At 38.6% G+C, this 12,487-nt stretch carries 8 protein-coding genes; 2 read left to right on the top strand and 6 right to left on the bottom strand.

Annotated elements, in window-relative coordinates:
- Window positions 1-252: 252 nt before the first annotated feature.
- The 5 genes from HC733_RS20845 to HC733_RS20825 all read right to left on the bottom strand — a co-directional run bounded on the left by HC733_RS20845 (window position 253) and on the right by HC733_RS20825 (window position 6,896).
- Window positions 253-933 carry a response regulator gene (locus HC733_RS20845; protein WP_190366906.1) on the bottom strand — a complete coding sequence of 227 codons (681 nt, stop codon included), beginning with the start codon at window positions 931-933 and terminating at the stop codon, window positions 253-255.
- Between the two features lie 7 nt (window positions 934-940).
- On the bottom strand, window positions 941-1,144 hold the full coding sequence (locus tag HC733_RS20840; protein ID WP_190366905.1) for a hypothetical protein: 204 nt from the start codon (window positions 1,142-1,144) through the stop codon (window positions 941-943).
- Between the two features lie 276 nt (window positions 1,145-1,420).
- The gene (locus HC733_RS20835) at window positions 1,421-4,522 is read right to left on the bottom strand and encodes a DEAD/DEAH box helicase (protein WP_190366904.1); all 3,102 of its coding nucleotides are present in this window, start codon (window positions 4,520-4,522) and stop codon (window positions 1,421-1,423) included.
- A gap of 163 nt (window positions 4,523-4,685) precedes the next feature.
- Window positions 4,686-5,648, bottom strand: a complete 963-nt coding sequence (locus tag HC733_RS20830) for a transcriptional regulator (RefSeq protein ID WP_190366903.1) — start codon at window positions 5,646-5,648, stop codon at window positions 4,686-4,688.
- 18 nt (window positions 5,649-5,666) lie between these two features.
- Window positions 5,667-6,896: an AAA family ATPase gene (locus HC733_RS20825; RefSeq protein WP_190366902.1), complete on the bottom strand. Its 1,230-nt coding sequence runs from the start codon at window positions 6,894-6,896 to the stop codon at window positions 5,667-5,669.
- Window positions 6,897-7,595: 699 nt separating this feature from the next.
- Between HC733_RS20825 and HC733_RS20820 the strand changes: the two genes are divergently transcribed.
- Complete coding sequence (locus HC733_RS20820; protein WP_190366901.1) at window positions 7,596-8,810, top strand: replication protein A; 1,215 nt, start codon at window positions 7,596-7,598, stop codon at window positions 8,808-8,810.
- A 25-nt stretch (window positions 8,811-8,835) separates the two neighbouring features.
- On the opposite strand, the gene HC733_RS20815 is transcribed toward HC733_RS20820, so the two are convergent.
- Window positions 8,836-9,705: a DNA replication terminus site-binding protein gene (locus tag HC733_RS20815; RefSeq protein ID WP_190366900.1), complete on the bottom strand. Its 870-nt coding sequence runs from the start codon at window positions 9,703-9,705 to the stop codon at window positions 8,836-8,838.
- A gap of 1,286 nt (window positions 9,706-10,991) precedes the next feature.
- On the opposite strand from HC733_RS20815, the gene HC733_RS20810 reads away from it, so the two are divergent.
- Window positions 10,992-12,347 (top strand): class II 3-deoxy-7-phosphoheptulonate synthase, encoded by a 1,356-nt coding sequence (locus tag HC733_RS20810; protein ID WP_190366899.1) that lies wholly within the window; start codon window positions 10,992-10,994, stop codon window positions 12,345-12,347.
- Window positions 12,348-12,487: the final 140 nt, after the last annotated feature.

Raw genomic sequence — 12,487 nt, 5'->3', positions numbered from 1 at the left:
CTCCATTTTGCAAGGTTTTGAGGGGTGAGAAAACAAACGTTGCAAAATGAGGATAGTAAGATCGTTTAGATCATCAAGAAGATCAATGCATTAAGTGATTTTCAGTGTCGACTAATTAACCCCTAGTTTGGATAAGAGTTTTTCAATAGGAAATGGATATTTAGTCCAATAGCAGGGTGCTTTCACTTATCATAGCGGGCAATTGTAAGTGAAAGCGATGTAGTGGGTAAATTTGCTTATCCGAAGCTGAAATTAAGCTTCTTCTAGCTGTTGAGCATCGTAACGATAGCCAGCACCATATACAGAGCCAATTAACTTGGCAGAGAAGCCGAGTTGCTTTATTTTTTTACGAATATTTTTTATGTGACTGTCAATAACTCTATCTGATATATCAAAATTATCAGGCTGAATAAGGTCTAAGATTTGTTGGCGTGAGAACACGCGACTTGGTGCTTTATACAAGAGTATAAATATATCGAATTCTACCTTGGTTAAAACAAGTTGCTTGCCAGCAATACTAATAGATAACTCAGACTCATTGACCACCACTTTTTGCTGCGTTTGCTCACTGGGTGTACAACGTCTTAAAATCGCTTTAATACGCATTACCAGCTCTGCGGCGCTAAATGGCTTGCACACGTAATCATCAGCACCAAATTCGAGGCCTTTGAGCCTGTCGGCTTCTGTAACTTTAGCTGTTACCATCACAATTGGGACCATCGAAAACTGGCGGATTTGCTTCATACACTCAACACCATCTTGATTGGGCAACATGATATCCATAACAATAGCGTCTGGTTGATTTGCCTTAACCCAGTCAACAACCAAACCACCATCAGCGATATGAGAGGTTTCAAACCCTGAAGCTTTGAAGAACAAAACTAATTGCTCGGCAATATCAAAATCATCTTCGACTATTAAAATATGGTGCATAAACCCTCTAGTTCAATGTGGCACTTCGTGTTGCTTTTAACTGGTTATTTACTTTGCGGCGTAATGAATCTGATAGCGTATCATCCAAAAGCAACATCACTAAAATACTATCGAGATCTTCACTTGCGGCTACTTCATCCAACAGATCATAATCGCATTGCGATGCCGGTTCTATAAAATTAAGATCCTGTGGCAATTCATGGCGGCTCATAATGATATTTCCTTATTCGTGTTAAACGTTCTAACTATTTAACTGGCTACTTTTGAGTATGGGTATTTAATCATCATAATATGGAGCAAATATGGAATGCCGCCCATGCACTTATAATCTTAGCAAACAAAAAAGCCAGCTTGCGCTGGCTTTATTACAAAATGGTAATCAAGGGGGAAATCAACAAATGCTTATCGCTACAACAAGCACAATAATAGACTCGCTGATATATGTTTAGTTCAACATAAAATTAAATTATTTACCTGAACATTAATATCAACGTAACAGCGACAGCATTTGCTCTTCATCAAAGTTATTTAAATTCATACCCTTATCTTCAAATAAAGCATCTACAAGCGCTTGCTTTTGTTTTTGCATATTAAACACTTTTTGCTCTATTGAATTTGCCATGATCAGTTTGTAAACAAAAACAGGCTTGTCTTGTCCTATTCGATAAGCACGATCGGTTGCTTGGTTTTCGACTGCGGGGTTCCACCAGGGATCAAAATGAATGACCGTATCGGCTTGGGTCAAATTTAGTCCTGTTCCACCCGCTTTCAGGCTGATCAAAAATACATTACATTGACCGTCTGTGAATGCACTAATCGCCTTATCCCGGTGGCGAGTTTGCCCTGTTAGCATAGTGAAAGAAAGCTGCTGCTGCTCACATTGCTGAGCAATTAAATCAAGTACACTTGTGAATTGACTGAAAATAATCACTTTTCGACCTTGCTCAAGCATGATCGGTAGATGATCTCGCAGCCATCCAAATTTAGCACTCTCCCCCTGATTTTGAGCATCCACCAAAGTAGGGTGACAGCAAATTTGCCTAAGCTTTAATAATGCGTCTAAAAACATCAGCTTGCTACGTTGTACGCCTTGCTCTTTAAATAAGTGAGTTAAATTGTCTTCCACTTGTTGTTGAACACTACTATAGAGCTTTGCTTGATTAGGTGAAAACTCTAGCTCTTTTACCAGCTCGGTTTTATCTGGTAATTCTTGCACAACTTGCGCTTTTGTTCGGCGTAAAATAAACGGTGTGATAACTGAGTGCAGCTCTTTGGCTCTTTCTCTGTTTTGCTCTTTTTCAATCGGATATTGGAAATATTGTTTAAATTGCTGTCTTGTTCCCAAAATATCGGGCATAACAAAATCAAGCAGTGATTTTAGCTCCAATAGATTGTTTTCTACTGGGGTACCACTTAAACATAATTTGAACTGTGCTTTGAGTTGTTTTACACATTTAGAAATTTGCGCTGATTCATTTTTAATATATTGCGCTTCGTCAAGCACGATAGAGTCAAACTCAAGCGCTTTATAATGGGCCAAATCCCTTTTCAAAAGAGGGTAGGTGGTCAAAATAAACTTAGCTTTATGTATTTGGGCAAGACTCTCGTCTCGATTGCTGCCGTGCACTGTCGTAAGGCTCAGGTGTGGTGCAAAACGCGCAAACTCACTTTGCCAATTACCAACCAAACTTGTTGGACAAACAATGAGACTGGGCATATTCACCAAGGTGTTATGCTGGGTAATGAAATAGGCAATAACCTGCAAAGTTTTGCCAAGACCCATATCATCCGCCAAGATCCCGCCAAGCTGATGTCGGTTTAAAAACTTCAACCAATTTACTCCCTGCTCTTGGTAATCTCGCAGCACAAAGGTTTGGCTTGTACTTGCTGGAATAATATTTGACGCTTCACGTGGGTTTTGCAATTCATCAAGGTAGCTCAATAAGCGAGTATCATCACAGCTAATCGTTATATTTTCTAAAGCAAACAATTCTTTAGCGAAATACAGAGGAAACTTAAACTGGCTATTAGACAAATAATAGCTAAAACGAGATTTTAGGCTTAAGAGCTTACTAAAGGTTTGACTGTCAACAGCGTAGGATTGCTCTGCAATTTTCACATATTGAAATTTGTTTGCTAGCTCATTGAGGGCGCTGCGAGGTCGAGTCTCCCAATCGAGCAAAACTGTTTTATCACCAAACTGAACTTTACCGAGAATATGATGATGCTTATCTCTGCGCAGAGCAAGTGATACGGCTGGTTCAATAACAGGCATACTGGTGGATATTTCGTCCACGTCCCAGCCTTTATCTATTAATTGAGGACGGACTTCATTATTAAACCAATGATAAGCTTGATCATTGTCGACAGGCAGGCAGAATAACCCATCTTTGTAAAACATTCCTAACCCTAACAGTAGCTGTTCACTGCGCTTTTGCTGCTTAGCTAAATCACCCTTTGACAATTTAGCCCTATTGTCCCAACTGAGTTTCAAACGCTTACCATCAATGCTATCAATTGCGCTCAAACGGTTACTCAGGCGCTTGTTGACCGCGAGGTTAGCCATCCCCTTGGGTGGCTCAATTACATCCGCACAGTACAACTGAGCGAAGCGTTGGTACACTTGTTCAAGTTGTTCAGCAGCAACTGGTGGCATAGTTTGTAAATGAGCTATTTCGCCACTATCAAGTTCAGAATTAATTGGCCCAACACACATGCGTTCAACATCTAAATAATACGGCGGATCAGTTTTAATCAGCAACCACTGCTCAGTGTTGGTTAATTGCGGCCGTAATTGCACATGCCCCATTTCGTGTTGCCATACAAACTTAAGGCTTTGCTGATGAGCACTGCTCAGTGGCGTTCGATTATTTTGAAAATAAAGCCGGTTGGTATTGAGCAACTGTTGTAACGCCGCGTACCCCCAAGTTCCTGTCAGTTCATAATGTCCTGGCGAATTTTGCGAGCGAACCCAAGTAAATAACCTAAAATCTTCATCCGCAATACCTGCTGGTGCTAGCTGGCTGGACAACTGTTGCTCCGTTAACGAACGACCTAACGGATACTCCCCATCAGGTCTAAACGGGCTAATTTTAGGCGAAAGCAATAATTCTTGGCCGTACGGTTCTAATGAAAACAACAATACGTTATCTGCTTCATACAACTTTGGTGACTGTAATTGCTCTAATTCGTTAAACCAATCGTTGATTAGATAAGATTCACCAAAGCCGCCTGAATGCTCAATTTTTAACTTCAGCAAAACAGCAGCAATATGGCGACATTTGGGATTACTCGAGCACGTACATTGAGCATCGACTCTAACTCCTGTTGGATTTTGATCGATACTAATATGCTGGGAAAAAGTATTACCCTGATTACCTATAATTTGCGCATCTATCTTAGAAAAGTCATCGTGATGCTCTAGGAAGCTTATTTGCGAGTCCTTTAGATACTCTTTGGCTTTACTGAGCATTTGCGCATTAAAGTACTGCTTTAAAAATCGCTCAGAAAGTGGAAATTGAGTGGCTTGCTCTTGCTTAATTTCTTCAAACAAAGCAAATAACTGTTCTTTAGATAACTGCGTAGACATCAGCACAACACTAAAATTTACTTATCCGCCCAGTATATGGGATTGCGCCTGTAAGCAAAAGGGGTAGATAGACAATAAACGGCTTAATTTGACTGGTTGGAGCACAAAGAGGGAGAAATTTTCCTGACCAAGCAGTTTCATTCGCTACTTGGTCAGACCTTGATTAATTATAGTTTGAAAGAATTTTTTGCAGTTGTTCTAAACGTTTATCCGTCAGTACACGGTTGTCAATCTTAATGGTTACATCACCACTTTTTAAGCTTCTTTGCACTTTAACGAAATCACTTTCCAACAATGACTCATTACGGTGAGACTTCTCTTCAAACGTTGTAAGATACTTTGTGATCATTAACGATCGCTTTTCGTCACTCATCTGCTCATCCATAAACGGTTGTAACGGCACTTCTTCAACCATTTGTTGGAACAGTTCAGGTTCCTGTTGAATGGCTTCTATAATCTTCTTAGCTGCTTCTCTGCCCACATGATTAGCAGTCGGGTAAAGGTTAAGCACATTTTTTGGAATTTGTTCATAGGCCTTTATCGCATCAGCAATCGCGGTATGCGATACGCCTTCTATTGCCGCTATTTCTCTAAATGAGCCTTTTTTCCCTTGTTCTTGAAGGCGAAGCTTAGTGCCAGCATACGCTTGACCTAGTTCCCATAAGCTTGGTGCAATGTATTGATCTGATGAAACAGCGAGCAACTTGGCGTCATTTTCATTAAAGTCACTCGATGTTAGAACAACATAGTCAGCGCCAGCCAAAGAACAAGCTTTTCGACGACGAGAGCCTGACAATACCCAATGAACATTGTCTTTTTGCCAACACAATGCAGGATGAAGGTTTCGCTTATCGGTTTTTATTGCAGGTAATATATCAGCGACTGAGCGTTCGTTTAAAAGCGACTGTTCACGACGGTTCTGACCGTAAACTTTGGTTTTTAATTCAATATCTTTGTGTTTGATCACGTGACAGGTCAATGTGATCGTTCTGTTTGGATCACTAGGAGCTGGCATAGTGATCACGTCACCAACTTTTGCTTGATCTAGTAAATCGTCAAGACTGCTGCCTTCAACTGGAGATGCAAATGGATCAAGTCTAGTGTCATTTTTACGTTTCTTTGCCATTAGGTAACCTTATTCTTATTACGTAATAGATGATTGAGTTGATGGCCAATTTGAGCGGATCAACATTTCTAATTCATCAACAACGTCTTTTATATTTTCTTGTGCTTTGATCAAAGATTCTCGACTCGCTAAACTATCTGATGTTTTCTGATCAAAAATCGTATTAAACGAAGATGAACTGGCTGTAATTGCAGAGCTATGATTTATCGGGTAACTCATCACTTGACGACCGAATGCACTACGTACATCTTTAACAATATCTCTTTGTGAGTGATTACCTTTAACGTAATTTGTTACCAAAAACTGCATGAAATCCCAACCTTCATGACCAAGCGCTGCAACCGTGTGATAAATTTCACCTAAACGTTTCAAATACTTATTATTTGCATCAAAATCAACCGCTTCTGGGTGAACGGGGATCAACATAGCTGTAGATGCCATCAGAGCATTATAAAACATAAAGTTAAGAGATGGCGCTGTATCGATGAGGATAATGTCAAACTCATTTTCTACCGGCTCAATTACTTTTTCATATAACTTATGATAGTGACGAGTTTGTTCATAACTAGAGCTTTCTTTTAATTCTGTTGCGGTTTCATGCTCAAAGTAAAAGTCATCCATACCGGAGGGCAAAACTCGAATGTTTGGAATGTGAGTTGTTTGAAACGCGCTGGAAACTACGCTTTGCCAAGTTTCATTTGCTTCAAGTTCAATGCAATCTCGCATTAAATCACCCACAGTGATTGGTTCAGGATCATTAGATGGGAAAAAGCTTGAAGATGAACCTTGAGGATCTAAATCGATAATGCCAATGCGATATCTTTTTATATTTGTTGTTGCAAGTGCTGCAGCTATGTTTACGAGTGATGTTGTTTTTCCGCAGCCACCTTTTAGAGAATTGATAACAATAACTTGTAACTTATCTCCGTCTTTTCTTTGATCTGCATCAACGCCCATGATTTCAGCCATCGCAAAAATATTTGCTAAGGTATAAGCGTAATGCCCGTTTGCACCTTTTTGGATGTTTAGGTGGTCAAAGTCACCTTGATCATGACGCCTTTTCAAGGTTCTATTATTGCACCCGAGTAGGTCTGCAGCTGCTTTTTGAGTATACGTTCTAAGCTCTTTCTCATCGGTTTTAAGGTGAGCTCTATAATGTTGAATTCGCCCTTCAAGAGACTGTTCAGCAACTTCTGCGGTTGCCTTCAAAAGACTATAAGTTGATAGTGCTTTGTTATTAATTGACATACACGATATCCTTTACTTGATACCAAACATTATAATGTCCATTAAAATTGTAGTAAACAATAAAAACAAAAGACATTTGAAAATTTACCAACTTAAGATTAATAAACAAAGATTAAGTATGGTTAAATATATAGGTATATAAGGCTAAGTAGTGAAAAGTAAGATTTAAATTACTGTTTTTTATAAATAAAATGATAAATATCAGATCACAGTTATACGCAGTAAAGATCCGATCTATACGTAGTGGTAGATCGAGCTTTTACTAAGCCAAATCTCAGGTTCTGATTTATGAAAAGCTTATTAACATGTTTATCCACAAAAAAATCAATCTAGATCATGTTTATACTAAGTTAAATCAGTAAGTTACCCACAAATGACGTTTGAAAATTTGCTCAGAGCAAGTAAAGATCAGATCTTTTCTTGGTAGAGATCTGATCTATACTAAGACAACATTAAGTTATGCACAGAGCCCTGATAAATCAGGTAGTTATTGCGATATTTTAGCTACACTTGATGTTGAAGATTGACTATAAGTTGACGCAGTTAGTATAAATTTGATCTGAAGTGAGTTTTAGTTAGTAAAAAAATGATCCCAAATAAAAATTTTTGTTCGGATCAGATTTTTACTAACTTTAGCCATTAACTTTTGCTTATGAATATGTTGTTATAAGCTGTCATAATATTTTGGAAGTAAGAACAATGAGCCGAAAGGTGAACATCTCGGTAGATAACCTACCTGATTCGTTGCGAGGGCAGATCCATGGTGTGGAAAGCGCTATTGATAACGAAAGTTTGGCGTTATTCACTGATAATAAAGATGTTCGTATATCGATCGAAAACGCAGCCCATGGTCTAAGAGCCTATTCTAATACTTTTAATCACTATGATCTTTGGGGGCGTTTTGTACGTTCTGGGCATAAAAAACTACCTCTCGAAGAAGCTCCCAAAAAAACGATTGTTACGCGCCGGATCTCTGAAAAAGTTGATGGTATTTTGTATGAAGGTGAAATCAAAATTACCCCAGCGGTTGTCAGTACCAAAAAAGATGGTGATGACATTGAATATCTGGTGTGGCCTTCAGATAGAGAAGAAAAGGTTGAGCGTGCTCTAATTCGTCTTGCTTCTAAGGGGAAAATCGTAAAGATAAACTTTAAATCGGGTATTCAATACGCGGTTATCTTTTCGATGAACGAATTAGCCCAAGAGTTGAAGGCTGTTGGCCAGTCAATGCCATATCCTCAAATAAAAGAATCTTTGGAAGCTTTGCAAGGTTCAAAACTATCATTTAAGTATTCGGCAACTGATACAAAAAATTCAGATATTGATGATTCGTTTTACGAATCAAATATGAACTTCTTATCTTCTTTGCATTTTAGTGGCAAAAAAGGGCAGGGCGGCAATATAAAATGTGTTGCATGCTTAAACGCCTTTGTTCATAACATGATTGATAACCTAGAGTATAAAGGGTACTACTTTAATAGTGCTCAGGAACTAAAAAGAGGCTTGTCTCGTTGGATGATGCTTCGTTTGTACCACTTGTGGCGCTATGCCGCTCCGGGAAAAACATATCATTTTAGATTGCTATCCATAATGGAAAAATATGGAACTATTTATTCAACAGATGATATTTCTGAGAACAAACTAAAAGCATTGCGCCGAGATATGACAACAACGATGAAAGATCTCATCGAAAAAGGTGCAATATCAGAATACAGCATCACAAATGCTAAAGATGACAAAACAGGACAAATTGTTGACTATGTCTATGAGATGCATCCATCAGCACAATTCTGTGAAGAAATTTTAGCTTTGAATAAACATCACAAACGCATCGAGATTCAGGGTGGAAAGCGTATCGTTGAAAATGCAGAAGTCATCGACGAAGATACATTAGAAGAAATAGTTAAAAAATAATAAAGGCGCCAAATTGGCGCTTTTTTTATTCAACCTTCTCTAGATAAATTCGATCAACTAAAAAGTTATAAGCTCTTTTTCTTGGGTGATTTTCCGTTTTTTGATAATGGGGCAGGTCGCCCAATTTGGTTTCCGGATGTGGATTAAAAAGAACAAAAGGAAGCGCTGCGCTTACGTGATAGCGTTTTTGTGTGGAAAATCTAACATTCACTTCGGGAGAAACACGCGTAGGTCGTCTGATCCGCAGTTTACTTTTATCGCCCAAACTACTTACTCGCAATTTTTCTTGTTCAACAAGCGTTTGCCAAGATTGCTGGTCAATCATTCGTGGATTAGAGTAATTTGATGAACGAGAAAGCATATCTAATGCAGCTTCTTTTGAAAGAGTTCGAGTTGCATGTTTGGTCATCCAAGTAAAACGGACGGAATATGGAACTGCATTTTCGCTGTGAATTTTTCGATAACTGGCGAGAGTTATAAGTGACGGCACTGCGCTATGAACAGCCTCAAAGCGAGCATCATTATTTGGGATTTCCAAAACTAAGTCTTTAAATTTTTGTTTAGCATCATTCACGTTGTTAAGTCGGCTTATAAGATGACCTGTTGGATCATTTATACTCAAAAGGCCAGGATGACGTTGCATAACTTTGCTACTGGCTTTTTTATCGACAAACAAATCTAAGTAAGCGCCTACTATCTTTTTAAGAGCTTCTTCTCCTCTCAACTTACTGACATGAACAGAAGTCGGAGCTTTATCTTCTAGTTCTTTAGTGATTTCAGGTAACTGAAAATAAATAGCGTTCACAATATCAGCGTTACGGACTTCATCACAAAAAAGCGATAATTGTTCAAAAAGTAAATCGAACTGAGAACGAATGGAAAATTTTGTTTTCATGTAGAACACATCATCCTTATAGTCTCTGTGTTGTTTGCCTTGTTGATACCATCAAAATTGTATGATGTGTTCCCTGCTGAAATTATAGCACATTCCTTCTCTTTTGTATCTTATTATTGGAATACAGATTATTTTTCCTTATCTTGCAACGCGCATAGCTTAAAAACAAAAGCATAAACAACGCTAATGAAGTTTGTTAGTACTAACTTTGTACGCAACTTCAGTTAATGTTCTTACCAAGAACTGTATTTTACAACAAGCTAAATCAAAAAATCAGTAAGTGCGTAGTAGTAGGTGTAGTGCACGGCGCACGGCCTTAAAAGCAATATACAGCGAGCGATTATCAGTGAAAATAGGCATTTGAGTTCGGTTTGTGCCTTTTCAACTCAAAGTCATTATTGCTAGGTTAAATACAAACTTGCTGGGCACACAATTTAGCTAACCTCTACAAACGTCAATCCATATATAGCATTATTTAAGAACCTCAATACTGTCCTATTGTAGATGTTAGTCATCGGGAATTTTCAGACAAACAAAGGAAATAAAATACGTTGTGGTTAGTAACATAAATAATAGCATGAAGAGAAGTGTTTATTTGGTGACAAGGTTATCCATGTATAGTGTTTGTTGCTGAATTAAATGTAATAACAGCTATTTGTATGATGTGTTCTCTATAAATTTTAGCATTCTTTCTTGCTTAACCCTAATTTAAGTAAGTTCGGTTACTTAGTAAACTTAAATATTATGTTAAATTATCAATATTGTACTTTGTCGTCGTGAAAGGTGGGAGTGTGACGATAAATATGGCGGTTTTTTTAGAAGTGTACGTATTGAGTTAAGTAATAAAAAAATATGACAACGTTGCTGTATAAGTTGCTTTTTCGACTGAACGAAAAATCGTATTGTGTGCAGCACAAATTGAATATACCTCCGCGATTTCCATTATTTCTTAAGCCTTTATGATAGCCAATTCAACCTCGTTAGCAACCCTATACATAAGGGCTGCAACTTATATTTGTTTTGGCTGTGCATAAATAGAATCAAATAATTTCATTAGGTTAGTTAGCATTAAAATTCCTAATTCTTTGTTAACTGGCTGTTATAGGCAACTTAGGTGATTGATATGTCGTGTCAGATTATATGGTATGATGTGTTCTTTTGTTCTGTATGACATATAAGCCTGTTTTATTTATTCAAGGAGCGGGAAGGTAAAATTTTCCTTGATGCAGAGACATCTATACGTTACTTTCACCTTGAAGTAATACTACTTGGAATGAGGAAAACCGATGAAACCATGGAACCCTGACAGTTGGAGAGATCATCCAATTGTACAGCAACCAGAATACCCATCTCAGCAAGAGCTGAAATTGGTAGAAAAACAACTTAATAGTGCGCCACCTCTCGTTTTTGCGGAAGAAACTCGCAGCTTATACAAACAACTCGCTGATGTGTGTGAAGGCAAAGCATTCTTGCTACAAGGTGGAGACTGCGCAGAGTCCTTTGCAGATTTTAACGCTGCTAACATACGTGATACTTTTAAAACACTCCTACAAATGGCTGTTGTTTTAACCTATGGCGGAAAATGCCCTGTAGTTAAAATTGCTCGAATGGCAGGGCAATATGCAAAGCCACGCTCATCTGATTTTGAAACTATTGATGGTGTTTCTTTACCATCGTACAGAGGCGATATAATCAACAACTTCGAATTTACCGAAGAAGCACGTATACCAGATCCAAATCGCCTGATGACAGCATATCATCACAGCGCTGCAACGCTTAACCTGTTAAGAGCATTTGCGCAAGGTGGACTTGCAGACTTACATCAAGTTAACCGTTGGAACATGAGCTTTGTTGCGGCAAACCCTTTAAAAGAGAAATACCAGCAGCTGGCTGATAGAATTCAAGACGCGCTTGAATTTATGGAAGTGTGTGGTATTAACTCAGCTGTTGCACCAAGCTTAAAAGAAACTGATTTATATACATCTCATGAAGCACTGCTGTTAGGTTATGAAGAAGCACTCACACGTAGAGATCACCTAAGTGGTGATTGGTATGATTGTTCAGCGCATTTTGTTTGGATTGGTGAACGAACAAGACAATTAGATCACGCACACATAGAGTTTTTTAGAGGAATAAAAAACCCTATCGGAGTTAAAGTCGGTCCTGGTATGAAACCAGATGAGTTAATTGAGTTAATTGATGCGTTAAACCCAGACAATATCCCTGGCAGACTTACACTGATTACGCGTATGGGTGCTGATGTTTTACCAGAAAAATTACCTGCGCTTGTCCGTAAAGTGCAAGAAGAAGGTAGAAAGGTAATTTGGTCATCAGATCCGATGCACGGTAACACGGAAAAAGCCAGTACAGGCTATAAGACTCGAAGCTTTAATAATATTTTACGTGAAATAAGCCAGTTCTTTGCTGTTCACAAAGCTGAAGGCTCTTACCCAGGTGGTGTGCACTTGGAAATGACCGGCCAGCATGTAACAGAATGCACAGGCGGTGCCTACGGTCTCTCTGATGAAGACCTAGCACAAAGGTATCGCACCCAGTGTGATCCACGTTTGAATGCTGATCAAGTATTAGAACTTGGCTTCTTAGTAGCAGACTTACTAAAAGACGCTAGAACAAAAGCTTAGGTTTGACTGAAGGCCGCAATCGCCTGTCTCTTGATCACATTTCTAGATCAAGAGACTTGGCTAGCTCATAACCTTCAAGGATGGTTTGCAATTTAAACCATCCTTCCCACAATCTCTCCCAGCCAACACGGCCATTACGT

The sequence above is a fragment of the Pseudoalteromonas sp. S16_S37 genome (genome assembly GCF_014694405.1).
In the GTDB taxonomy this organism is placed as follows: domain Bacteria; phylum Pseudomonadota; class Gammaproteobacteria; order Enterobacterales; family Alteromonadaceae; genus Pseudoalteromonas.
Note: the sequence above shows the minus strand (reverse complement) of the source record. Positions and strands in the feature narration are given on the sequence as shown.

What these genes read in the sequence shown, in the direction of transcription:
- HC733_RS20845 (WP_190366906.1), bottom strand. Translation starts at nt 933, where the DNA reads ATGCACCATATTTTAATAGTCGAAGATGATTTTGATATTGCCGAGCAA.
- HC733_RS20840 (WP_190366905.1), bottom strand. Translation starts at nt 1,144, where the DNA reads ATGAGCCGCCATGAATTGCCACAGGATCTTAATTTTATAGAACCGGCA.
- HC733_RS20835 (WP_190366904.1), bottom strand. Translation starts at nt 4,522, where the DNA reads ATGTCTACGCAGTTATCTAAAGAACAGTTATTTGCTTTGTTTGAAGAA.
- HC733_RS20830 (WP_190366903.1), bottom strand. Translation starts at nt 5,648, where the DNA reads ATGGCAAAGAAACGTAAAAATGACACTAGACTTGATCCATTTGCATCT.
- HC733_RS20825 (WP_190366902.1), bottom strand. Translation starts at nt 6,896, where the DNA reads ATGTCAATTAATAACAAAGCACTATCAACTTATAGTCTTTTGAAGGCA.
- HC733_RS20820 (WP_190366901.1), top strand. Translation starts at nt 7,596, where the DNA reads ATGAGCCGAAAGGTGAACATCTCGGTAGATAACCTACCTGATTCGTTG.
- HC733_RS20815 (WP_190366900.1), bottom strand. Translation starts at nt 9,705, where the DNA reads ATGAAAACAAAATTTTCCATTCGTTCTCAGTTCGATTTACTTTTTGAA.
- HC733_RS20810 (WP_190366899.1), top strand. Translation starts at nt 10,992, where the DNA reads ATGAAACCATGGAACCCTGACAGTTGGAGAGATCATCCAATTGTACAG.